The sequence below is a fragment of the Pseudomonas sp. FP198 genome (genome assembly GCF_030687895.1).
GTDB lineage: Bacteria > Pseudomonadota > Gammaproteobacteria > Pseudomonadales > Pseudomonadaceae > Aquipseudomonas.
Genome location: NZ_CP117452.1, coordinates 860,536 through 882,217, shown reverse-complemented (window position 1 = coordinate 882,217; position 21,682 = coordinate 860,536). Strand labels below are relative to the sequence as shown.

At 59.9% G+C, this 21,682-nt stretch carries 21 protein-coding genes; 10 read left to right on the top strand and 11 right to left on the bottom strand.

Going from position 1 to position 21,682, the window contains the following annotated elements; genetic code table 11:
- Positions 1–101: 101 nt before the first annotated feature.
- Positions 102–1,643 carry a catalase KatB gene (katB, locus tag PSH78_RS04125; RefSeq protein ID WP_305498684.1) on the bottom strand — a complete coding sequence of 514 codons (1,542 nt, stop codon included), beginning with the start codon at positions 1,641–1,643 and terminating at the stop codon, positions 102–104.
- A gap of 284 nt (positions 1,644–1,927) precedes the next feature.
- On the opposite strand from katB, the gene mscL reads away from it, so the two are divergent.
- Positions 1,928–2,341, top strand: coding sequence for a large-conductance mechanosensitive channel protein MscL (gene mscL, locus PSH78_RS04120; protein WP_305498682.1), 414 nt, complete (start codon positions 1,928–1,930; stop codon positions 2,339–2,341).
- Between the two features lie 46 nt (positions 2,342–2,387).
- Here mscL and PSH78_RS04115 read toward each other — a convergent pair whose 3' ends face one another.
- A complete protein-coding gene (locus tag PSH78_RS04115) occupies positions 2,388–3,164 on the bottom strand; it encodes a ferredoxin--NADP reductase (RefSeq protein ID WP_305498681.1) in 777 nt (258 codons plus the stop codon).
- Between the two features lie 273 nt (positions 3,165–3,437).
- Between PSH78_RS04115 and PSH78_RS04110 the strand changes: the two genes are divergently transcribed.
- Entirely contained in the window at positions 3,438–4,151 is a 714-nt protein-coding gene (locus PSH78_RS04110) for an autoinducer binding domain-containing protein (RefSeq protein ID WP_305498679.1), read from the top strand.
- 180 nt (positions 4,152–4,331) lie between these two features.
- Positions 4,332–5,456 (top strand): class I SAM-dependent methyltransferase, encoded by a 1,125-nt coding sequence (locus PSH78_RS04105; protein WP_305498677.1) that lies wholly within the window; start codon positions 4,332–4,334, stop codon positions 5,454–5,456.
- Positions 5,457–5,479: 23 nt separating this feature from the next.
- On the opposite strand, the gene PSH78_RS04100 is transcribed toward PSH78_RS04105, so the two are convergent.
- From PSH78_RS04100 to PSH78_RS04090, 3 genes are read right to left on the bottom strand one after another with little or no spacing between them, the layout of a single operon-like run.
- Positions 5,480–5,644, bottom strand: coding sequence for a DUF2474 domain-containing protein (locus tag PSH78_RS04100; RefSeq protein ID WP_305498675.1), 165 nt, complete (start codon positions 5,642–5,644; stop codon positions 5,480–5,482).
- 21 nt (positions 5,645–5,665) lie between these two features.
- Positions 5,666–6,667: a cytochrome d ubiquinol oxidase subunit II gene (cydB, locus tag PSH78_RS04095; protein WP_305498673.1), complete on the bottom strand. Its 1,002-nt coding sequence runs from the start codon at positions 6,665–6,667 to the stop codon at positions 5,666–5,668.
- 3 nt (positions 6,668–6,670) lie between these two features.
- Positions 6,671–8,110, bottom strand: a complete 1,440-nt coding sequence (locus tag PSH78_RS04090; RefSeq protein ID WP_305498672.1) for a cytochrome ubiquinol oxidase subunit I — start codon at positions 8,108–8,110, stop codon at positions 6,671–6,673.
- 497 nt (positions 8,111–8,607) lie between these two features.
- On the opposite strand from PSH78_RS04090, the gene PSH78_RS04085 reads away from it, so the two are divergent.
- The 3 genes from PSH78_RS04085 (at position 8,608) to PSH78_RS04075 (ending at position 11,531) form a co-directional block, all read left to right on the top strand.
- Entirely contained in the window at positions 8,608–9,846 is a 1,239-nt protein-coding gene (locus tag PSH78_RS04085; protein WP_305498671.1) for an MFS transporter, read from the top strand.
- A 352-nt stretch (positions 9,847–10,198) separates the two neighbouring features.
- Positions 10,199–10,645, top strand: coding sequence for a hypothetical protein (locus PSH78_RS04080; protein WP_305498670.1), 447 nt, complete (start codon positions 10,199–10,201; stop codon positions 10,643–10,645).
- Positions 10,646–10,727: 82 nt separating this feature from the next.
- Complete coding sequence (locus PSH78_RS04075; RefSeq protein WP_305498669.1) at positions 10,728–11,531, top strand: hypothetical protein; 804 nt, start codon at positions 10,728–10,730, stop codon at positions 11,529–11,531.
- A gap of 164 nt (positions 11,532–11,695) precedes the next feature.
- On the opposite strand, the gene PSH78_RS04070 is transcribed toward PSH78_RS04075, so the two are convergent.
- The 5 genes from PSH78_RS04070 to PSH78_RS04050 form a co-directional block, all read right to left on the bottom strand.
- On the bottom strand, positions 11,696–13,897 hold the full coding sequence (locus PSH78_RS04070; protein ID WP_305498667.1) for a xanthine dehydrogenase family protein molybdopterin-binding subunit: 2,202 nt from the start codon (positions 13,895–13,897) through the stop codon (positions 11,696–11,698).
- The gene (locus tag PSH78_RS04065) at positions 13,894–14,886 is read right to left on the bottom strand and encodes a xanthine dehydrogenase family protein subunit M (protein WP_305498666.1); all 993 of its coding nucleotides are present in this window, start codon (positions 14,884–14,886) and stop codon (positions 13,894–13,896) included. The genes PSH78_RS04070 and PSH78_RS04065 overlap by 4 nt, the downstream gene beginning before the upstream one ends.
- On the bottom strand, positions 14,883–15,407 hold the full coding sequence (locus PSH78_RS04060; RefSeq protein WP_305498663.1) for a (2Fe-2S)-binding protein: 525 nt from the start codon (positions 15,405–15,407) through the stop codon (positions 14,883–14,885). The genes PSH78_RS04065 and PSH78_RS04060 overlap by 4 nt, the downstream gene beginning before the upstream one ends.
- A 178-nt stretch (positions 15,408–15,585) precedes the next feature.
- Positions 15,586–16,152: a DJ-1 family glyoxalase III gene (locus PSH78_RS04055; protein ID WP_305498661.1), complete on the bottom strand. Its 567-nt coding sequence runs from the start codon at positions 16,150–16,152 to the stop codon at positions 15,586–15,588.
- An 81-nt stretch (positions 16,153–16,233) separates the two neighbouring features.
- Entirely contained in the window at positions 16,234–16,671 is a 438-nt protein-coding gene (locus PSH78_RS04050; RefSeq protein WP_305498659.1) for a DUF4879 domain-containing protein, read from the bottom strand.
- A 216-nt stretch (positions 16,672–16,887) separates the two neighbouring features.
- Here PSH78_RS04050 and PSH78_RS04045 point away from each other — a divergent pair, with 216 nt between their 5' ends.
- The 4 genes from PSH78_RS04045 (at position 16,888) to PSH78_RS04030 (ending at position 20,847) form a co-directional block, all read left to right on the top strand.
- Positions 16,888–18,183, top strand: a complete 1,296-nt coding sequence (locus tag PSH78_RS04045; protein WP_305498657.1) for an NCS2 family permease — start codon at positions 16,888–16,890, stop codon at positions 18,181–18,183.
- Positions 18,180–19,259, top strand: a complete 1,080-nt coding sequence (gene trmA, locus PSH78_RS04040; RefSeq protein WP_305498656.1) for a tRNA (uridine(54)-C5)-methyltransferase TrmA — start codon at positions 18,180–18,182, stop codon at positions 19,257–19,259. The genes PSH78_RS04045 and trmA overlap by 4 nt, the downstream gene beginning before the upstream one ends.
- A gap of 290 nt (positions 19,260–19,549) precedes the next feature.
- Entirely contained in the window at positions 19,550–19,990 is a 441-nt protein-coding gene (aroQ, locus tag PSH78_RS04035; RefSeq protein WP_305498655.1) for a type II 3-dehydroquinate dehydratase, read from the top strand.
- Between the two features lie 5 nt (positions 19,991–19,995).
- Positions 19,996–20,847 (top strand): shikimate dehydrogenase, encoded by an 852-nt coding sequence (locus PSH78_RS04030; RefSeq protein ID WP_370871058.1) that lies wholly within the window; start codon positions 19,996–19,998, stop codon positions 20,845–20,847.
- A 155-nt stretch (positions 20,848–21,002) separates the two neighbouring features.
- Here the strand turns inward: PSH78_RS04030 and PSH78_RS04025 are convergent, their stop codons facing one another.
- Positions 21,003–21,680, bottom strand: coding sequence for a TetR/AcrR family transcriptional regulator (locus tag PSH78_RS04025; protein WP_305498653.1), 678 nt, complete (start codon positions 21,678–21,680; stop codon positions 21,003–21,005).
- Positions 21,681–21,682 lie beyond the last annotated feature (2 nt).

Here is a 21,682-nt window from a genome sequence, read left to right as displayed (position 1 = left end):
TCCTTATGACACAGGCCTGTGGGAGCGAGCCTGCTCGCGATCCGGGCAACGCGGCCTGCCTGGGCACCGCATCGCGAGCAAACTTGCTCCCTACAGGTCGATCAGTCGCTCAGCTTCTCGGCCAGCGCCTTGACCCGCGCCAGGTCGCCTTTGGCGACACGAGCCACGCCGGTGCCGTATTCCGGGTCAGCCTTGTAGAGATACGACAGGATGATGTGCTTGCTCTCATCGTCAGTCGTTGCCAATGACCCACCGAAGCTTTCGATCAAGTCATTGCGCTCCTTCTGGTTGAACGAGCGGTACAGATCACCCGCCTGCTTGAAGTTCTGCTCGCGCTGGATTTTCGCTTGCTGGGTGCTGCCGGTCAGCGCTGCCTGGCTATAGCGCGCCGCAGGTTGCTCTTCGCGCGCCAGCAAGCGGCTCGGCTGGTAATTCACGCCAGTGCTGGTGCTGCCGAAATTCATCGCACCGTCCTGGTTGCCATTGTTTACCGCGACCTTGGGCGCGTTGATTGGCAGCTGCAACGCGTTCGGCCCGACCCGGTACATTTGCGTATCGGCATAAGAGAAGACCCGCCCCTGCAACAGGCGATCCTCGGAAGGCTCGATACCCGGGACCAGATTGGCCGGAGCCATCGCGACTTGTTCGGTTTCCTGGAAAACATTCGCCGGATTACGATTCAACACCATCTGCCCAACTTTTCGCTCAGGCACATCCGGCCAGATCTTGGTGGCGTCCAGCGGATCGAAGTCGAACTTCGACAAGTCTTGCGGCTTGAGCACCTGAACGTACAGATCCCACTTCGGAAAGTCACCCTTGTTGATATGACTGACCAAATCATTCGTCATATGGCTGTATTCCTGCCCTTGAACTTTCACTACTTCTTTTGGATCGAGGTTTTTCAGCCCCTGCAAACTTTTCCAATGAAACTTCACGTAACTGATATCGCCCTTGGCGTTGATCAGTTTGTAAGCGTGTACGCCGTTCCCGTCCATTTCGCGATAACTGGCCGGAGTGCCGGAGTTGGAATACAGCTCGGTCAGCGTGCGGGTGGCTTCCGGTACGTGGGAAAAGAAATCGAAACGACGCGAATCATCGTCCAGGTTGGTCCGCGGGTCGGGTTTGAACGCATGGACCATGTCGGGAAACTTGATCGCATCACGGATGAAGAACGTCGGGAAATTATTCCCGACCAGGTCCCAGTTACCATCCGCCGTGTAGAACTTGGTGGCGAAGCCTCGAGGATCACGCAGCGTCTCAGGCGAATGATTGCCATGCACCACGGCGGAAAAACGGACGAACACCGGCGTGACCTGTCCGGCGGCGAATACCTTGGCCTTGGTCAGGTCGCTCAGGTCATTGGACACCGTGAACTCGCCATGCGCACCGGTACCACGGGCATGCACCACACGCTCGGGGATCCGTTCACGGTCAAAACGCTGGAGCTTCTGGATCAGTTGCACATCCTGCAGAAGGGTCGGGCCGTTGGGTCCGGCGGTCTGGGAGTTCTGGTTATCGCCCACGGCCGCGCCATTATCCCGGGTCAGGGTGGCGGCATTGACGGACAGGGAAAACAGGCTGGCGGTCAGCACAACGAGGGTATGGCGGTTGGAAAAAGCACCAAGGCCAAGGGAAGTGTTCATGTGAGTTTCCTCTGATTTTATAGAGCGCATCCATGTGCGCCTTTCAGAGGCTAGTGCTCGACAAACCGAAACCTAAATAGAAATGCCGTACCGACCTGATAGAAAAAACATTATGGGGAATCGGCCCCGAACCGCGTATCACGCGCGATTGATGGCACTTTGTAAACTTTCTGGGGAGAGCCGGGTCGATAACAGGCAAGCTTTGTAAGCAGGCATGTCAGGCAAGACCCGTTCAGCTGACTTACACTGCGGCTATCAATCTCATCTGTCACAAGGAACAACTCATGGGCGTGCTAAGCGAGTTCAAGGCCTTCGCGGTCAAAGGCAATGTCGTCGACATGGCCGTCGGGATCATCATTGGTGCTGCTTTTGGCAAAATCGTTTCGTCATTCGTTGGCGACGTGGTCATGCCACCGCTCGGCCTGCTGATTGGCGGAGTGGATTTCAGTGACCTGGCGATCACGCTCAAGGCGGCCGAGGGCAATACGCCCGCGGTGGTGCTCGCCTACGGCAAATTCATCCAGACGATGGTGGACTTCATCATCGTGGCTTTCGCCATTTTCATGGGCGTCAAGGCCATCAATCGCCTCAAGCGTGAAGAGGCCGTCGCTCCGAGCGCGCCGCCTGTCCCGACCAAGGAAGAACAATTGCTCAGCGAGATCCGCGACCTGCTCAAGGCTCAGAACGAGAGGCCTTGAGCATTCTCGCTGGCAAAAAAATGGCGCCCCACGGACGCCATTTTTTTCACCAGTAGTTTTCCACCGCCACCTGACCGGGACGCCGCGTGAGGCTCAGTTGCAAGCCCCTGGCCTTGAGCAACTTGCGCGTGTCGTCAATCATCTGCGGGTTGCCGCATAACATGACCCGCGAATGCTCTGGCGTCAGCGCGACACCGGCGGCCTGTTCCAGCTCGCCATTTTCGATCAGTGTGGTGATGCGTCCGTTGAGGGCGCCAGGGTGTTGTTCACGGGTAACCGTCGCAATGAAGCGAAACTTATGAGCGTATTCCGCCAGATAGTCTCGCCGGGGCAACGCATCAATCAAGGCCTGATAGGCCAATTCCCGTGACTCGCGGACGCTGTAAACGAGGATGATCCGCTCGAATTTTTCCCAGACCTCGAAGTCCTGCAGGATAGAAAGAAACGGGGCGACCCCTGTCCCGGTGGACAACAGCCACAAATCGCGACCGTCAACAAAACGGTCCAGCGTCAGGTAACCAAAGGCCTGACGCTCGACCAACAAGCTGTCCCCCGGCTTCAAGCGGCTGAGCTCACTGGTGAACTCGCCGTCCGGGACGACGATGGAAAAAAACTCGAGAAACTCGTCGAACGGCGAAGACACCATGGAATAAGCCCGCCAGACGGCAGTGCCGTCCGCCTTCACCACCCCCAGTCGGGCAAACTGACCAGCCCGGAAACGAAAGCCGCGATCCCGGGTGGTACGCAGGGTAAACAGGTGAGGCGTCAGGGACTGCACCTCGATCAGGGTTTGGCGGGTAAACTTTTCTGCGCTGTCGGTCATGAGCCTCTCCAATGGGACGAGGACCGTATTGTCCTGTAAACAAAGCACATTAACCACTTACGTTCAGTAATGGTATTGAACTGCGCAGTAAACATTCATGGACGAATGTTTCATCAGCCTTATACAAAAACTAAACATCGTATCGAAAAATAACGTGAAAACTCACCACAGTTCATAAACAACTAACATCGAAAAAAAATACCTAACATTGAGGAAATCTCCTACACTAATTTTCGCAGCTTCAATTGGATCCACGACACTAGGGAGAACGCCATGGATGCATGGAAAGATTTGCAATTGCGAAAATTGTCGTGCGAAAAGGATCTCCAAAAAGCCTATCGCCTCGTACAAAACTTCTTTAATTATCAAGGATTTGAATACTGCGCCTTCGCCGCATACCCGACTTTTGCAGACAGACACAGGCATCGGATCAATATCAACAACTACCCTTATGGATGGAACAAACTGTACAAACAAAACGGTTATGCGGCGAACGACCCAATACTGGCACACTGCAATCAATCATCGCTGCCAATCCTCTGGAGCGAAGATATTTTTTGCGAGGTCCCCGAATTATGGCAAGCACTTGAACACCAAGGACTCAGCCATGGCTGGACCCAAGCCGTCCATGAGGAACGGGGCACCTATTACAGTCTGTTCAGTCTCGCCAGGATGCAACGCCCCATCGACCCGGAGGAGCATTATGGCAACCTGGGCTATGCCATTTTCGCCAGCCAACGGTTGCATGCGCTGGCTTGCCAGCGAATGTCCGACGCCGAGCCTTCCTCACAGACAGTCCATTTGTCGCCAAGGGAAATTGAAGTATTGAGATGGTCCGCCGAAGGCAAGACGGCATCGGAAGTCGGCAGGATCCTCTGTCTTTCCGAGCGCACCGTGAATTTCCATGTCAACAGCTGCATGCGGAAACTGAACGTGACCAACAAAATCTCGGCGGTTGCCAAGGCGGCCCATATCCACATGATCTGATCAGCAAAGCAGAACAGCCCCCTGAAAACCCACGAGTAATGCCCAGTAAAAAAACGTAACATCCACGGTTCCACTTGAATGATGACGTGCCAGGCACGCGACGCAGTTCATTCAGGCGGTCCCGCTGAGACACCTGCCCCCAGGCAGCGGGACATCCGTTGATTTGCCAGAGTCCCCGCCATGCCCTTGCTAGACAGTCCCTTCGCCCAACTCGACCTGATCCGCCAACCCGAACAGCAGAACGAACCGCTGCAGGCATTCGACGCAGCCGATGAATATCTGCTTGCGTACCTGGCCGAACAGCAGCCGGGGGCGGATACCCGGGTTCTGGTACTCAACGATGGCTTCGGGGCCCTGGCGGCGAGCCTGGTCGGCAAAGTCAAGGTCACCAGTAGCGGAGACTCGTTCCTTGCCCTACAGGCATTGGAGAAAAACCTGGCGCGCAACGGTTTGCCCTTCGACGCGGTACCGATCGTGCCCGCCAGCGAACCGCTGACAGGGCAGTTCGACCGTGTCCTGATCAAAGTACCCAAGACCCTGGCCCTGCTGGAAGAGCAATTGATCCGGCTGCAAGAGCAACTGGCTCCAGGCGCTCAGGTCATCGCCGCCGCGATGGTCAAGCATCTGCCACGGGCCGCTGGCGATCTGCTGGAGCGCTATATCGGCCCGGTACAGGCCTCGTTGGCGGTGAAGAAGGCTCGCCTGTTGATTGCCACGCCACAAACCAGGACAGCCACCGCCTCTCCCTACCCGACTCGCTATTGGCTGGATGAGCCGAAAATCGAGTTGCTCAACCACGCCAACGTATTCTGTCGCGAAGGGCTGGATATCGGCACGCGCGCCTTTTTGCCACACCTGCCAAAAAACCTCGGCACGGCGCGGGTGGCGGACCTGGGCTGCGGCAATGGCGTGCTGGCTATTGCCAGTGCCCTGCACAACCCGCAGGCCCATTACACGTTGGTGGATGAGTCGTACATGGCGGTCCAATCAGCCGCTGAAAACTGGCGAGCGGCGCTGGGCGAGCGTGAAGTGACCCTGCGGGCCGACGATGGGCTCGCCGGACAAGCGCCGCAATCGTTGGATGTGGTGCTGTGCAATCCACCCTTCCATCAGCAGCAAGTAGTCGGCGATTTCCTCGCCTGGCGGATGTTCCAGCAAGCCCGCGAGGCGTTGGTAGTTGGCGGCGCGCTGTACATCGTCGGCAACCGGCACTTGGGCTACCACAGCAAGCTGGCTCGGCTGTTCCGGGGGGTCGAGCAGGTCGCCGCCACGCCAAAATTCGTGATTCTCAAGGCCCGCAAGTAACCCTGGTATTCAGTGGGGTCCGCTCAATGAGTCGTCAGCCCGGCGGCGTTCATGAACATCCGCATCAGGCTGGCAACGATGAACAGCGCCAGCACACTCCCGGCCCAGATCATCACCAGCCAGCCGAGCCGCTGCCATAACGGTTTTTTCTCAGCGGCTTCGATGTCTTTCAGGTCAGGCTTGGCCATTCTCGGCACCTCGCAGGTCGGTCAATGGTAGCCATCGTCATGGGTGCCGCGGAACACGTAGTAGCTCCAGAAGGTGTACACCAGGATCAACGGAATGATGAACAGCGTGCCGACCAGCATGAAGCCCTGGCTCTGGGGCGGTGACGCGGCGTCCCAGATCGAAATGGACGGCGGCACGATGTTCGGCCACAAGCTGATGCCGAGGCCACTGTAGCCAAGAAAGATCAACACCAGCGTCAGGATGAACGGCGTGTAGTTGGCGTTGCGGGCGACGGCGCGGAACAAGCCGTACATGGTGACGAGCACCAGGATCGGCACCGGCAGGAACCAGAACAGGTTCGGCAGGGTGAACCAGCGTGCCGCGATGTCGGCGTGAGCCAGCGGCGTCCAGATGCTGACGATGCCGATCACGGCGAGCACCACGAATGCCAGTGGCCTGGCCAGATCGTGCATCTGTTCTTGCAGCTTGCCTTCGGTCTTCATGATCAGCCAGGTACAGCCGAGCAAAGCGTAGGCGGCGATCAGCGCCAGGCCGCAGAACACCGTAAACGGCGTGAACCAATCCAGGGAGCCGCCGGCAAACTGGCGATTGACCACCTCGAAACCGTCAATGAATGCCCCCAGCGCCACGCCCTGGAAAAAGGTCGCCGTCAGCGAACCACCGATGAAAGCCTTGTCCCACAAATGCCGCTTCTCGGCCTTGGCCTTGAAGCGGAACTCGAATGCCACGCCCCGGAAGATCAGGCCGATGAGCATCAGGATCAGCGGCAGGTACAGCGCCGAGAGCACCACCGAATAGGCCAGCGGAAACGCCCCGAACAGCCCGGCGCCGCCCAGCACCAGCCAGGTTTCGTTACCGTCCCAGACTGGCGCGACGGTATTCATCATCACGTCGCGGTCGCGCTCGCCCTTGACGAAGGGAAAAAGAATGCCGATCCCCAGGTCGAAGCCGTCCATGATCACGTACATCATGATGCCGAAGATGATGACCACGGCCCAGATCAGCGGAAGATCAATACCCATGACTCAATTCCCCTTGTGCGAGCTGTCGTTGTGGTCCACTTCGTCGTCGCCTTCGTTGGCGGCCGACAATGGACGGGCCGGGGTGCGTTTCTGGCCCGGACCGCCATCGCTCGGCTCGGTTTCGTGAGCCACCGGGCCCTTGCGCACCAGGCGCAGCATGTAGCTCAGGCCCGCACCGAACAGCGCGAAATACACCACCACGAACATGATCAGGGTGAAGCTCATTTGCGCAAAGCTGTGGCCGGAAGAGGCATCCGCCGTGCGCATCAGGCCGTAGACCACCCAGGGTTGGCGGCCGATTTCCGTGGTGAACCAGCCCGCGAGAATCGCAATCAAGCCCGACGGTCCCATCCACAGCACCAGGTGCAAAAATGGCCGGGATTGGTAGAGCCGTTCACCACGCCGCAGCCAGAGGCTGCACAGGCCGGTGAAAATCATCAGCAGCCCCAGGCCCACCATGACCCGGAACGACCAGAACACGATGGTCGAATTCGGCCGGTCCTCCGGCGGAAACTCCTTCAGGGCCGGCACTTGATCGGTCAGCGAGTGCGTCAGGATCAGGCTGCCCAGGTAAGGGATCTCCACGGCAAATCTGGTTTCCTCGGCTTCCATGTCCGGCCAGCCGAACAGAATCAGTGGCGTGGGCTCGTCGCCGACGTTTTCCCAATGCCCCTCGATCGCGGCGATTTTTGCCGGCTGGTGCTTGAGCGTGTTGAGCCCATGGAAGTCGCCGATGACCGCTTGCACCGGTGCCACCAGCAGGGCCATCCACATCGCCATGGACAGCATCCGGCGAATGGCCGGATTGTCGCGACCACGAAGCAGATGCCAGGCCGCCGACGATCCGACAAAAAACGCCGTGGCAACAAATGCCGCGACCGACATGTGCAACAGTCGGTAAGGGAACGAGGGGTTGAACACCACTGCCAGCCAATCCACCGGGATGACCCGGCCATCGATGATTTCGTAGCCCTGCGGAGTCTGCATCCAGCTGTTGGAGGAGAGGATCCAGAAAGTCGAGATCAGGGTGCCGATCGCCACCATGACCGTAGAGAAGAAGTGCAGCCCCCTGCCGACGCGATTCCAGCCGAACAACATGACCCCGAGGAAACCCGCCTCCAGGAAGAATGCCGTGAGCACCTCATAGGTCAGTAACGGCCCGGTGACCGCACCGGCGAAGTCTGAAAAGCGGCTCCAGTTGGTGCCGAACTGATAGGCCATGACCAGGCCGGACACCACGCCCATGCCGAAGTTGACGGCAAATATCTTCGACCAGAAGTGGTACAGGTCGCGGTAGGTGTCGTCACGCGTCTTCAGCCACAGGCCTTCGAGCACCGCCAGGTAGCTCGCCAGGCCAATGGTGATGGCCGGGAACAGGATGTGGAACGAGATGGTGAATGCGAACTGGATTCGGGCGAGATCGAGCGCCTCCAAACCGAACATAAGTCTTCCTCTGTCAGGTAAAACCGGCTGCGGGCGGGGCTTGCATCACAGCTCCCTGGGGATATGGAGTGTGATGCTTTTCAAATCGTTCTTTTTTTAGAACCGTCACAACGCAGGACTCTGGCCAGGTGGCCCCCAGCGCAACGCCTGGGCAGGCGTTGATCTGGATCAAGCAATGCTCAAAGAGTAGACCCATATTTGCCGATGGACGGCGTGGTCTTTTGTCGCGTGGCAGGTTGTCTCAGTGCCGTAAAGCTGCCCCACGGCATCGCTTCCAAACACATGCTTTCCCGTGGTGAGGGAGCTTGCTCCCGCTGGGCTGCGCAGCGGCCCCGAGATTTTGCGGTCGCTGCGCAACCGAGCGGGAGCAAGCTCCCTCGCCACAAAAGCCCGCATCAGTCTGAATTGATGTCTGGCTAACTATTTTTCCAGCCGCCGCAACTTCCAGTTACAGCTCGGTGATAATCTCGCTCTTCACGTCACCGGACCCGTCATAGATGCCCAGCCAAGCGCCCTTGCTGCTCCGTCACCACCGACCTTTCATCGCCTTCTGGCTAGCCCGGATCTTCACGGCAAGCGGCTTCCAGATGCTCACCGTGGCCATCGGCTGGAACCTCTATCAACTGACCGGCAACGTCTTGGACCTGGGTCTCGTAGGGCTGGTCGAATTCGCACCGCGGGTGCTGTTCATGCTGCACACCGGCCATGTAGCCGATCGGTATGACCGGCGCAAGGTCGCAGCCATCTGCCAATCCCTGCAGGCGACGATTGCCGTGGCGCTGGTAATCGGCAGCGCCACCGACAACGTCACGCGCGAGATGATCTTCATCCTGGCGTTCCTGCTGGGCGCGGCCCGCTCCTTCGAAATGCCGACGACCCAGGCACTACTGCCGAGCATCGTGCCTTCCGCGCTGTTTCCCCGCGCCGTGGCCGCTGCGCAGTCGGCACAACAATCGGCGACCATCGTCGCGCCAGCCCTGGGCGGTTTGCTGTACGCCTTCGGCAGCGTCTGGGTCTATGGGCCGACCGTGCTGCTCTACCTCATCGCCTGCGGCCTGATGCTCAACCTGCCCGCCCGGCAGACGCCGTTGAACAAAGGCAAGGCGACCCTGGATTCGCTGCTGGCGGGCATCCGCTTCATCCGCAGCCGGCAGGATATTCTCGGGGCGATTTCCCTGGACCTGTTCGCGGTATTGCTGGGGGGCGCGACGGCGTTGCTGCCGGTATTCGCCAAGGACATCCTGCTCACCGGCCCGTGGGGCCTGGGCCTGTTGCGCTCGGCGCCGGCGGTGGGTGCCTTGCTGATGTCGTTGTGGCTGGCGCGGTTTGCCGTCGAGCGCAAGGTTGGCCGGGTGATGTTCACGGCGGTGGGCGTGTTCGGCGTCGCCACGATCGCGTTCGGCCTCTCCACTTCGTTCTGGTTTTCCTTGGCGGTGCTGGTGGTGCTGGGCGCGGCGGACATGATCAGCATGGTCATCCGCGCCTCTTTCGTGCAATTGGAAACGCCGGATGAAATGCGTGGCCGGGTCAGCGCCGTGAACGGCCTGTTCATCGGCGCCTCGAACCAGCTGGGCGAATTCGAATCCGGCCTGACCGCCCACTGGTTCGGCACGGTGCCGGCGGTGGTCATGGGCGGCGTCGGCACGCTGCTGGTGACCGGAGCCTGGATCAAACTGTTCCCGACCCTGGCCAACCGCGATCGGATGCACGAACCGGTTGCCGAAACGAAAGCCTGAGGCGTATTGCTTCGGGAATCGCTGGGCTTTTTCGCCTGTGGGTCATGGCCTTGCGGGCTTGCTGGGTTTGGCCGATTTTTCTCTGTTCGATTCTTGGGCATCCGAGTTGAGGAATGCATTGGGCCTTTTCGGCAGTATTTGTGGGAAGAGTCCTAAGGGCCAAACCTGCTTGTTTATATAAACAACTTACTTACTACACGCCAGAGTAAATCTTCTTACGTATCTTTCCCTTATTAACATACGCAGACTTATTGGCATTGCAAAAAACCATTTAGCGTCACACCATGCAAAAAACATCCTCCGTGAAGCAATACCGGCAACGCTGTATAAAAATCAATACAGGGAACGAACCATGCGCGCATCAACCTGGACAATAACAATTCTTGCATTGACAATTTTCTCCATGACTTCAGCTATGGCTGGGCCAACCGTAACCGTCACATTCAAGAACCTTGGCACAAAGGACGCGACATACACCGTTACAAACAACAACGAAGCCTCCACCAGGAACAATTCCAACCCCACCCCCACGTCATCAATAAAAGCAGACCAATCCAACACCTATAAGGTGCAAAGTCGAACCTCTCCAGATGCCAACTTTGCAAGTTTGCGCTACACAATGGGCAGCAAGGAGTGTGTTTATTCAACTACTTTCGTGGCGACTGCAGGTTCAGGAGGCTCCAAGATTCCAAGATGGAAGGAGTCTGCTACTCCGAGTGGCGGTGCTATCTGCACTATCACAGTCCTGTCCAGAGACTTCAGAACTTATGAATGGGCAGTGCAAATCACCATGAAGTAAGGACCGTTCGAATTCGAAGTCTTTTCAGGCCTGAACTCGGAAAATAAATGTCTGAACACCTCGCGTGGAAAAGGTGACCACCATGGCAATTTCCAATATCAATTTCGTGACCCACAGCGCTCCCACGCTGAATAAAGCAACCGGAGCCAAAGCCACCGTTAGCGATAATCTGAATATCATTCACGACCCGGTAAATACCGGAGGTGATGACAGCAGCACCGTTTCTCCGCTCTCACGCCAATTGAGCGAGGCTGCTGAACGCGCAGAGGCGCGGGACGCTAGCCTGAGCAGGAGAGAGCTTTTCGCCTTGGCCATGAGCACAGCAGAAAAATTGGGTGAGGATTATATTGAAACCAAAGCCAGATATGATGCTGAAGTTCCTGATACCGATGACCCCGAACTCTTGGCGCGTGCCAGACAGGCTACTGAATACATCAACGGAGTCGTCACAGACGGCCGAGGCAAAAATCCTTTTTCCGGAATGCCGAGAGATCAACTGACCTTGATTATTTACGATGACAGCGGCGCTTTTACCGTTAATGAGCGGCGCTCTGCGCAGCATGAAGTAGGCCAGCAGGAAGAGGCATGGCGGCAGATAGTCATCGCCAAGTCGGGGATGGAATACAGCAACACAGGAAAAACGACCGATTTCTACAAGAACGTGCTCGAGCATTACCGTGGCTTGCCCGCCATTGAACAATCGCAGTATCCAGCCGATTACGAAGCCAGGCTGCTGCTTGATATAGCAATGGATCTCAACACCGAAAGACCTGATATCGATAGTGAAAACTTCTGGAACGAACTGTTCAAGGGCGATACCTCACCGGCCAGCAAGCCCCCCATCGAGGAGAAAGCAGCGGTCAACACCCATATCAAGGAGCCCTGAACAGATTATTCAAAAGCGACAACCCGTCGTTCGAAAAGCCCCCTTCACCCGAGCGGGACGCAGGACAACCGGAGGCTCTCCTTTGAACTCAACAGGCGTTCGAACCACTGCTCTCCAGCCTGTGGAACCGAAGTCCCACAGGCTCACCGTTATTGATCACTCCATCAGAGCAATTTATCCAGCGTAATGGGAAAGTCCCGCACCCGTTTGCCGGTGGCATGGTAAATGGCATTAGCCACCGCTGCTGCCACGCCCACGATGCCGATTTCACCGACGCCCTTGGACCCCAGCGCATTGACAATGTCGTCCTGTTCATCGACAAACACCACGTCGATGTCGCCGATGTCGGCGTTGACCGGCACGTGGTATTCGGCGAGGTTGTGGTTCATGTGACGGCCCAGGGCGTGGTCGGTCAGGGTCTCTTCGTGCAAGGCCATGCCAACGCCCCAGACCACGCCACCGAGAATCTGGCTGCGGGCGGTTTTCGGGTTGATCACCCGCCCGGCCGCGATGACGCTGACCACGCGGTGGACCTTCACCGTGCCCAGGTCTTCGTCGACCAGCACCTCGACGAACACCGCCGAGTGCGTAGCAGTGGCATAAGCCTGGCGTTTCTCATCCGGCTGCGCAGTGACCTGTGCCTGCAACGGCGTCTCGCCGCTGTTCCGAGCGAGTTCCGCCAGGGTGACACTGGCCTCCCCCATTCGCAGCTCACCGTCGACAAACGTCACTTGCTCAAGGGTTGCGCCGCTGAAGGCCGGGCAAGTTTGCCGAGCCACGGCGAGCAGTTTTTCCCGCAGCGCCTCACAGGCTTGCTGCACTGCGGTGCCGACTGACGAGACGGTAAACGAACCGCCCTGCAACGGTGCGGCGGGCAACGACGAATCGCCAAGCACAAAAGTGACATTCTCCAGGGAAACGCCGGACGTCTCGGCAGCAATCTGGGTCATGACCGTGTAGGTGCCGGTGCCGATGTCAGTGGTCGCGCTGCTGACGGTCAGCTTGCCGTCGGGGTCCAGCGATGCTCGGGCGCTGGCCTTTTGCTGCATGGCCTCCCAGACACCGCCGGCCATGCCCCAACCTACCAGTTGCCGCCCTGCGCGCATGCTGCGCGGCTCCGGATTGCGCTTGCTCCAACCGAAACGGTCGGCTCCCTGGGCGTAACATTCGCGCAACTCCTTGCTCGAATACGGCTTGCCTTCGTTCTCGTTACGTTCGGCATAGTTGATCAAGCGCAACTGGACCGGGTCGATGGCCAAGGCGCAGGCCAACTCGTCCATGGCGCATTCCAGGCCGATCAGTCCAAGGGCGGCGCCGGGGGCACGCATGTCCAGCGGCGTATAGACGTCCAGGGGCACCAGCTTGTAGCTCAACTCGACGTTGTCGCAGTGATAGAGCATGCCGCTCCACTCCACCACATGCTCGGTGAAGTCCTCGAAGCGCGACGTCTGGCCGACGGCACTATGGGCCACCGCGAGCAAACGTCCGTTGGCCGCCGCTCCCAGTTGCACGCGCTGAAAGGTCCGGGGCCGGTAGCCGAAGGTAAACATCTGCTGACGGGTCAGGCTGACCCGCACCGAGCGCCTGAGCGTCAGCGCGGCCATTACTGCCAGCGGCAATTGGTACTGCGGACGCAGCCCGGAACCGAAAGCGCCGCCAACGTAGGCGGCAAACACCCGCACCTGTTCTTTTTCCAGCCCGAACACCTCTTGCACATAGGCTTGGCAATTCTGCGTGCCTTGGGTTTTGTCATGAATGTGCAGGCTGCCGTCGGGTTGGTACAGGACCGTCGAAGCGTGGGGCTCCATCGGGTTGTGATGTTCTATCGGCGTGCTGTAGGACGCATCAACGCTGAGTGCCGAGCTGGCGTACTCCCCTTGAAAATTCCCACGGGGCTTGGGCAATTCGGCCGGTGCCGGATGCGCTTCGTTTTGCAGGATCGTCAGATCGGTCTGATGGTCCTGGGTCTCGTAGTCGATTTCAACGAGCGAGCCGGCATAACGCGCCAGCTCCAGATTTTCCGCAACCACCAAGGCGAGCGGCTGGCCGCTGTAGAGGATCTGGTCGTTGAACAACGGCCGGAACGGCGAACCCTCCGCGGCATCGGCATCCTGGTAGGGCTCGTCGTAGCTGGCGATCTTCGGGCGGTTGGTGTGATCGATCACCGCGACGACGCCCGGCAGCGCCAAGGCTCGGGAAGCATCGATGCGCAGGACCCGGCCACAGGTGATTCCGCTGGAGACGACGCTGCCGTGCAGCAGGCCATCTTCGGGGTACTCCCCGGCGTATCGGGCTCGACCCGTGACCTTGAGCAGGCCATCGGTCCGGTCAAGCGGCTTGCCTATGGTTTTGCTCAATGCATTCATCGGGTGGTTCCCCCCACCAGCGCGGCATCGCTCAAGGCGCGGATAATTGCCCGGCGTGCCAGTTTGACTTTGAAGCCGTTGTGCTCCAGCGGCTCGGCGTTCTGCATCAACGCATCGGCCGCCGCCGTAAAGGTTTCGCGGCTGACGGCCTGGCCGACCAGCCAGTTTTCCACGGCCTTGTCGCGCCACGGTTTGTGGGCTACACCGCCAAGGGCCAGCCGAGCCTGGCGAATCACCGGCCCATCAAGCTCCAGCGCCGCCGCCACCGAAACCAGCGCAAAGGCGTAGGAGGCCCGGTCACGGATCTTCAGGTAATGGCTATGTTCAGCAAAACCCTCCGAGGGCAACTCGATATAGGTGATCAGCTCGTCATCGGCCAACTGGTTGTCCCGATCCGGTGCGTCACCGGGCAATCGGTGAAAATCAGCGAATTCGATGGTCCGCGCGCCGCCCCGTCCCAGCACATGAACAACCGCCTCAAGCGCCGCCAGGGCCACGCACATGTCCGACGGATGAGTCGCCACGCACTGATCACTGGCGCCGAAAATCGCGTGGATCCGGTTCAGGCCGCTTCGGGCCGGACAACCACTGCCCGGGCGCCGCTTGTTGCACGGCACGGAAGCGTCATAAAAGTAATAGCAGCGCGTGCGTTGCAGCAGGTTGCCGCCGGTACTGGCCATATTGCGCAACTGCGGCGAGGCACCCGCCAGGATGGCTTGGGCGAGCAGCGGGTAGCGCCGTTGAATCCACGGGTGCCAGGCCAGATCGGCATTACTCACCAATGCGCCAATCATCACCCCGCCCGAGGGAGTTTCGCTGAGGTCCGTCAAAGGCAGACCGGTGATATCGATCAGGTGCTGGGGGCGGCTGAGGTTTTCCTTCATCAGGTCCAGCAGGTTGGTGCCGCCGGCGATGAAGCGTGAGCTCGCACTGGACAACTCGACGGCCGCCTGCACGGTGTCGGGCTTGCTGTAGCTGAAGGGATTCATCGCTCGCCCTCCGTTGGCTGGCAGAGTGGAAGCGCTTCCTCGATGGCGTCGCGAATATTGTTGTAGGCGCCGCATCGGCAGAGGTTGCCGCTCATCAGTTCGCTGATTTCAGCGCTGGTCTGTGCCCGGCCTTCGTTGGCCAGTCCCACCGCCGAGCAGATTTGCCCCGGCGTGCAGTAGCCGCACTGGAACGCGTCATGTTTGATAAACGCGCGCTGCATGGGGTGCAGCTCATCGCCACTGGCCAAGCCCTCGACGGTGGTCAACTCGGCGCCGTCGCACATCACCGCCAGCGTCAGGCAGGCGTTGATGCGCTTGCCATCACGCAACACCGTGCAGGCGCCGCATTGGCCGTGATCGCAGCCTTTCTTGCTGCCTATCAGGTCCAGTTGCTCGCGCAGCAGGTCCAGCAGCGTAGTCCAGGGCAGCACCTGCAACTCACGCACGGCGCCATTGAGTGTCAGACGTATCGGATGACGGACGAAGGACGCCTGCGTCGCTTCGGACAAGGTCGCGCTCATGGAACACCTCACGGTTGGTCGTACTCGCGGCGTTTTGGGAAACCGCCGTCATAAGGGGTACGACTTCGAGGTGGGGTGAGCGTTCAAGGCAATTGGGCGACGAAATGCCAGCGGCCGCTGCGCAGCCGAGCGGGAGCAAGCTCCCTCGCCACAGGGCTACTCTCGATTAAAGGAAAGATCAGGCCAGCAACTCCGCTCCCACCACGCTCCTCACACCCTTGCCGGCGAGTTGCTCCACCAGCGTCAGGGCGAACATCAGGGCGGCGGCCGAGCCTTGGGCGGTGATGCAATTGCCATCCACCACCACCGGCTGGTCGACGAAGCTGCATCCGGACAACTGCTGGCTCACGGCGGGCAGGCAGGTCATGCGGCGCTGGCGTAGCACACCGAACGCCTGGAGCACCAGCGCCGGCGCTTCGGCGATGGCGGCAAAAAATCGCCCGGCGGCGGCCTGGTCCCTGACCAACTGCTGCAAAGGTTGGTGGGCGGCCAGATGTTGCGCGCCAATGATGCCGCCCGGCAGGACGATCAGGTCGAAATCCTGGACCAGCATGTCCACCAGCATGCCGTCGGCGGTCAGGCGCGTGCCGCGTGCACAGGTGAGCATGCGGCGGCCCTCGATACTCGCCACCACCACTTCGAGCTGCGCACGACGCAACACATCGATCAACGTCACCGTCTGCAAATCGTCGACGCCTTCAGCCACGGCAATCAGGGCTCGGGGGATCTTGGTTCCAGGAATCATGGGCGCTCTCCGCTGGGTGATTCCCTCAAGACTAGCCAGCTTTGCCGGGCCGTGTCAGGTGAAGGCCGCCCGTGACGGTGGTCATTTGATGTAGAGCTCGGTCGCCATCCGGTTCCCCGGCGCGTTGATCGACACATTGCTGAAGCTGAAAGTGCCTTCCTGCTTGCCCTTCAGATCGAAGATGTACAGGTAACCGACCACCTTGGTGCTTGTCGAACAGTCGTTGAGATTGCCATTGCTGAACGCACACACCGGCGAGCGGGTGCCGTCGACTTCGAAGCCGTCCAGCGTGACATGAGGCTGGCGGCCATAACCGACCTCCAGCACGTAGACCTTGATATTCGGCCCGCCATGATCGCAACGGGTCTGCGTCTGCCCCGCCGCGACATCCTCGAAACCACAGGTCGGCGATTCGACCTTGAGCACCTTGACCTCGCTCAGCGGCGGCGCCGAGGCGGCGTGCGCCGCCGGTCCGAGCAGCGCCAGGTTCAACGCGCAGGCCCATGCGAATTTTTTCATGCGATACATACCGACCTCCCCGGAATCGCGCGCAGTATGGCCCAACTTTTGCGTCTGCACACTTTGCGACGTACCGAGGATCGCAGCCTCATCGCCGCGCTGCTATGATGCGCGGCTTTTTCCGACCCGCAGAAAATCCCGGGCGCCCCTGGCGACGTGTGCTTTGCTGTTGAGGTCGATACATTCACGGCGCCGCGCGCGCCACGGGGAGCAGACATGCTGGAAAGGCTGTTTCAACTCAAGGCACACAATACCAACGTGCGGACCGAGATCCTGGCGGGCGTCACGACCTTCCTGGCCATGGCCTACATTCTGTTCGTCAACCCGAGCATTCTCGGCGAAACCGGCATGGACAAGGGCGCCGTATTCGTCGCCACCTGCCTGGCGGCGGCCATTGGTTCGACGGTCATGGGCCTGATCGCCAACTACCCGATCGCCCTCGCGCCGGGCATGGGCCTGAATGCCTTCTTCACCTACACCGTGGTCTTGCACATGGGCCACACCTGGCAAGTGGCGCTGGGTGCGGTGTTCGTCTCCGCCGTATTGTTTTTCCTGCTGTCGATCTTTCGTATTCGCGAATGGATCATCAACAGCATCCCGCTGCCACTGCGCTCGGCCATCGCCGCCGGTATCGGCCTGTTCCTGGCGCTGATCGCCCTGAACAACGCTGGCATCGTGGTGAAAAACCCGGCGACCATGGTCGGTCTCGGCGACCTGAAGCAACCGGCGCCGATCCTGGCGACCCTGGGCTTCGTCCTCATCGTCGCCCTGGAAGCACTGAAAGTGCGCGGCGCCGTGCTGATCGGCATCCTGGCGGTCACCGTCGTCTCGATCGTGATGGGCTTCACGCCGTTTGGCGGGATCATTTCCGCGCCGCCCTCCCTCGCCCCGACGTTTTTGCAGCTGGACATCAAGGGCGCCCTGGACATCGGTCTGGTGAGCGTGATCTTCGCCTTCCTCTTCGTCGACCTGTTCGACAACTCCGGTACTCTGATCGGCGTCGCCAAGCGCGCCGGGCTGATGGGCAAGGACGGCCACATGCCGAAGATGGGCCGCGCGCTGATCGCCGACAGCACCGCCGCCATGGCCGGTTCGCTGCTGGGCACCTCGACGACCACCAGCTACATCGAGTCGGCGGCAGGCGTCAGCGCCGGCGGACGCACCGGCCTGACCGCCATCGTCGTGGCGATCCTGTTCCTGCTGGCGCTGTTCTTCTCGCCACTGGCCGCCAGCGTCCCGGCCTTCGCCACCGCGCCGGCCCTGTTGTTCGTGGCCGTGTTGATGACCTCCGGCCTGGCCGAGATCGACTGGGACGACATCACCGTCGCCGCCCCGGTGGTGATCACGGCGCTGGCAATGCCGTTCACCTACTCCATCGCCAATGGCATCGCCTTCGGCTTCATCGCCTGGACCGCCATCAAACTGGTGTCCGGCCGTGGCCGTGAGCTGAACCCGGCGCTGGTCATCCTGTCGATCCTGTTCGTTATCAAGTTGGGTTGGTTCAACGCATGACTTTTGATTCCCAGGCCTACGCCGCCCAGTTGCAGGACAAGGTCACGCGCTTGCGTGACTTGCTGGCTCCGTTCAATGCACCCGAGCCCGAGGTATTCGACTCGCCCTTGCAGAACTTCCGCCTGCGCGCCGAATTCCGCCTGTGGCGCGAGGCCGGCGAACGCCACTATGCGATGTTCTCCCAGGACGACAAGCGCACGCCGATTCTGATCGAAGAGTTCCCCATCGCCAGCCTGCGCATCAACCAATTGATGCCGCAGCTCAAGGCCGCCTGGCAGGCCAGCGCGCCCTTGAGCCACAAGCTGTTCCAGGTGGAGTTCCTGACCACCCTGGCCGGCGACGCGATGATCACCCTGTGTTATCACCGCCCGCTGGATGAACACTGGCACGCCGCGGCGTCGAAACTCGCGACCGACCTGGGCGTCAGTATCATCGGGCGCTCCAAAGGCAAGCGGGAAGTGATCGGCCACGATTATGTGGTGGAAAAACTTGAGGTGGGTGGCCGTACCTTCAGCTATCGCCAGCCCGAAGGTGCCTTCACCCAGCCCAACGGTACGGTGAACCAGAAAATGCTCAACTGGGCTTATGAAGCCTTGGGCGATCGCAGCGACGATCTGCTGGAGCTTTACTGCGGCAACGGCAACTTCACGTTGCCCCTGGCCACCCGCGTGCGCAAAGTGCTCGCCACTGAAATCAGCAAGACATCGGTCAACGCCGCGCTGAGCAACCTCAGCGAAAACGCTGTGGATAACGTCACGTTGGTACGGCTGTCCGCCGAGGAACTGACCGAAGCCTTGAACGAAGTCCGCCCATTCCGCCGCTTGCAGGGTATCGACCTGAAAAGCTACGAATTCGGCAGCGTCTTCGTCGACCCACCTCGCGCCGGCATGGACCCGGACACCTGCGAACTGACCCGACGCTTCGACAACATCCTCTACATCTCCTGCAACCCGGAAACCCTCGCCGCGAACATCGCGCAGTTGAGCGACACCCACCGCATCACGCGCTGCGCGTTGTTCGATCAGTTTCCGTGGACTCATCACATGGAATCCGGCGTGTTGCTGACTCGGCGCTGAGTCATCGCAACAACCCTTATGTAAAAGGGGCTATCTGTGGCGAGGGGATTTATCCCCGCTCGAGTGCGTAGCGCTCGCAAACTGTTTTGGGGGCTGCTACGCAGCCCAGCGGGGATAAATCCCCTCGCCACATTACTTTCACTACCTCCCGAGCAAGGCAATATTCGATCATCGAACACTTATTGGCCCTCCAACGCGGCTTTGTTTGACCAAATTAACCATCTAGTACAATTTATCCCCACAGGCTGAACCACAGCCCACACCAACAATAAAAATGTGGAGAAATTGCGATGCCTCCGATCGTTCTGGTGCTCAACGGCCCGAACCTGAACCTGCTCGGTACCCGCGAGCCGGCCACCTATGGTCACGAAACCCTGGCGGATATTTCCGCGCTGTGCGGCCGCGCCGCCGAGGAATTCGGCCTGGCCGTGGAGTTCCGCCAGACCAACCAGGAAGGCGAATTGCTTGACTGGATCCACGGCGCCCGTGGCCGGTGTGCCGGGATCATCATCAACCCGGCAGCCTGGACCCACACTTCAGTTGCGATCCGCGATGCGCTGGTGGCCAGTGAAGTCCCGGTGATCGAAGTCCACCTGTCCAACGTCCACGCCCGCGAAACCTTTCGTCACCACTCCTTTGTCTCGTCAGTCGCCATCGGCGTGATGTGCGGGTTCGGCAGCCATGGTTATCGCCTGGCCCTGGAACATTTCAGTCAGCGGTTGAAGGGTTGATGAGTATGTCCAACGTCACTGTACTGGCCGGCCTGATCGGCGCGGGCATCCAGGCCTCTCGCACGCCGGCGCTCCACGAACACGAAGGCGATGCCCTAGGCATGCGTTACCTCTATCGGCTGATTGACCTCGATGCGCTGAAACTCGACAGCGGCGCCCTGGCCGATTTACTGGTGGCTGCCGAGCGCATGAGTTTTACCGGGCTGAATATCACGTTTCCCTGTAAACAGGCGGTCATCCCGCTGCTGGACGAGTTGTCGCCCGAAGCGCGCGGCATCGGTGCGGTGAACACCGTGGTGCTCAAGAACGGCAAACGCATCGGCCACAACACCGACTGCCTCGGGTTCGCCGAGGGCTTTCGGCGTGGCCTGGGCGATGTTACCCGTCGCCATGTCGTCCAGATGGGCGCAGGGGGTGCCGGGGCTGCCGTTGCCCATGCGTTATTGGCCGAAGGCGTGGAGACGCTGAGCATCTTTGATGTCGAGACCAGCCGTGCCGAGGCGCTGGCGAATAACCTGAACCAACAGTTCGGCACCGGCCGTGCGCGTGCCGGGCATGACCTGCCCACCGCCATGGCCGAGGCCGACGGCCTGGTGAACACCACGCCCATGGGCATGGCGAAACTACCGGGCATGCCGGTACCGGTGGAGCTGTTGCGAGGCGATCTGTGGGTCGCGGAAATCGTCTATTTCCCGTTGGAAACCGAACTGCTGCGCAACGCCCGCGCCCTCGGCTGCCGCACGCTGGATGGCGGCACCATGGCGGTGTTCCAGGCGGTGAAAGCGTTCGAACTGTTCAGCGGCGTGGCGCCGGATGCGGGGCGGATGCTGGCGCATTTTCAGCGCATGGATAACTGAGGCTGGTAAGAATTTCTTGTGGGATTACTTGTGGGAGCGAGCTTGCTCGCGATAGCGATGTACCAGTCACCATTGGTGTTGGCTGATCGGCCGCTATCGCGAGCAAGCTCGCTCCCACACAGGCTCGCTCCCACAAGGTATGCAGAGGTTCGGTGTCAGGCCTGCAAGTACCGCAACACCGATTCACACACCATCTGCCGATGGCGCTGCTTGACCGCTTCGTCCGACAGATCGATCTGAAAGATCTCACCGAACGTCTGGCGGTTGGACACCCGGTAGAAGCAGAACGAACTGATCAGCAGATGCACATCCAGCGGCTCGAGGCCGGCGCGAAATACGCCCTCCTCGGCGCCTCGACGCAATATCACGCCAAGGGAATCGAGAATGGTGTTGGTCAGCGCCTTGATCGCGCCGGATTGCTTCACGTATTCGGCGTTATGGATGTTCTCGATGCAGACGATACGCACGAAGTCCACATTGCGGTCATGGTGGTCGAAAGTGAATTCCACCAGGCGCCGGATTGCGTCGACCGGCGCCAGCTCGGCCAGGTGCAGACGGCTTTCGGTAGTGCGGATATCGCCGTAGAGTTTTTCCAGCACCTCGACGTACAGCTGCTCCTTGCTGCCGAAGTAGTAATAGATCATCCGCTTGGAGGTGTGGATGCGCTCGGCGATGGCGTCGACCCGTGCGCCGGCCAAGCCCTGCTGGACGAACTCGACGATGGCTTCCTGAAGAATATTTTCCCGGGTCTTTTCCGGATTGTTCTTGCGACTCTTGCGCGGCGCGGCGACAGGTTCGTCGAGGGCTGCGGAAAGCTCTGGATTCATAGTCATTA

Coding starts and splice junctions, on each gene's coding strand:
- katB (WP_305498684.1), bottom strand. CDS start 1,643: ATGAACACTTCCCTTGGCCTTGGTGCTTTTTCCAACCGCCATACCCTC.
- mscL (WP_305498682.1), top strand. CDS start 1,928: ATGGGCGTGCTAAGCGAGTTCAAGGCCTTCGCGGTCAAAGGCAATGTC.
- PSH78_RS04115 (WP_305498681.1), bottom strand. CDS start 3,164: ATGACCGACAGCGCAGAAAAGTTTACCCGCCAAACCCTGATCGAGGTG.
- PSH78_RS04110 (WP_305498679.1), top strand. CDS start 3,438: ATGGATGCATGGAAAGATTTGCAATTGCGAAAATTGTCGTGCGAAAAG.
- PSH78_RS04105 (WP_305498677.1), top strand. CDS start 4,332: ATGCCCTTGCTAGACAGTCCCTTCGCCCAACTCGACCTGATCCGCCAA.
- PSH78_RS04100 (WP_305498675.1), bottom strand. CDS start 5,644: ATGGCCAAGCCTGACCTGAAAGACATCGAAGCCGCTGAGAAAAAACCG.
- cydB (WP_305498673.1), bottom strand. CDS start 6,667: ATGGGTATTGATCTTCCGCTGATCTGGGCCGTGGTCATCATCTTCGGC.
- PSH78_RS04090 (WP_305498672.1), bottom strand. CDS start 8,110: ATGTTCGGTTTGGAGGCGCTCGATCTCGCCCGAATCCAGTTCGCATTC.
- PSH78_RS04085 (WP_305498671.1), top strand. CDS start 8,608: ATGCCCAGCCAAGCGCCCTTGCTGCTCCGTCACCACCGACCTTTCATC.
- PSH78_RS04080 (WP_305498670.1), top strand. CDS start 10,199: ATGCGCGCATCAACCTGGACAATAACAATTCTTGCATTGACAATTTTC.
- PSH78_RS04075 (WP_305498669.1), top strand. CDS start 10,728: ATGGCAATTTCCAATATCAATTTCGTGACCCACAGCGCTCCCACGCTG.
- PSH78_RS04070 (WP_305498667.1), bottom strand. CDS start 13,897: ATGAATGCATTGAGCAAAACCATAGGCAAGCCGCTTGACCGGACCGAT.
- PSH78_RS04065 (WP_305498666.1), bottom strand. CDS start 14,886: ATGAATCCCTTCAGCTACAGCAAGCCCGACACCGTGCAGGCGGCCGTC.
- PSH78_RS04060 (WP_305498663.1), bottom strand. CDS start 15,407: ATGAGCGCGACCTTGTCCGAAGCGACGCAGGCGTCCTTCGTCCGTCAT.
- PSH78_RS04055 (WP_305498661.1), bottom strand. CDS start 16,152: ATGATTCCTGGAACCAAGATCCCCCGAGCCCTGATTGCCGTGGCTGAA.
- PSH78_RS04050 (WP_305498659.1), bottom strand. CDS start 16,671: ATGAAAAAATTCGCATGGGCCTGCGCGTTGAACCTGGCGCTGCTCGGA.
- PSH78_RS04045 (WP_305498657.1), top strand. CDS start 16,888: ATGCTGGAAAGGCTGTTTCAACTCAAGGCACACAATACCAACGTGCGG.
- trmA (WP_305498656.1), top strand. CDS start 18,180: ATGACTTTTGATTCCCAGGCCTACGCCGCCCAGTTGCAGGACAAGGTC.
- aroQ (WP_305498655.1), top strand. CDS start 19,550: ATGCCTCCGATCGTTCTGGTGCTCAACGGCCCGAACCTGAACCTGCTC.
- PSH78_RS04030 (WP_370871058.1), top strand. CDS start 19,996: ATGTCCAACGTCACTGTACTGGCCGGCCTGATCGGCGCGGGCATCCAG.
- PSH78_RS04025 (WP_305498653.1), bottom strand. CDS start 21,680: ATGACTATGAATCCAGAGCTTTCCGCAGCCCTCGACGAACCTGTCGCC.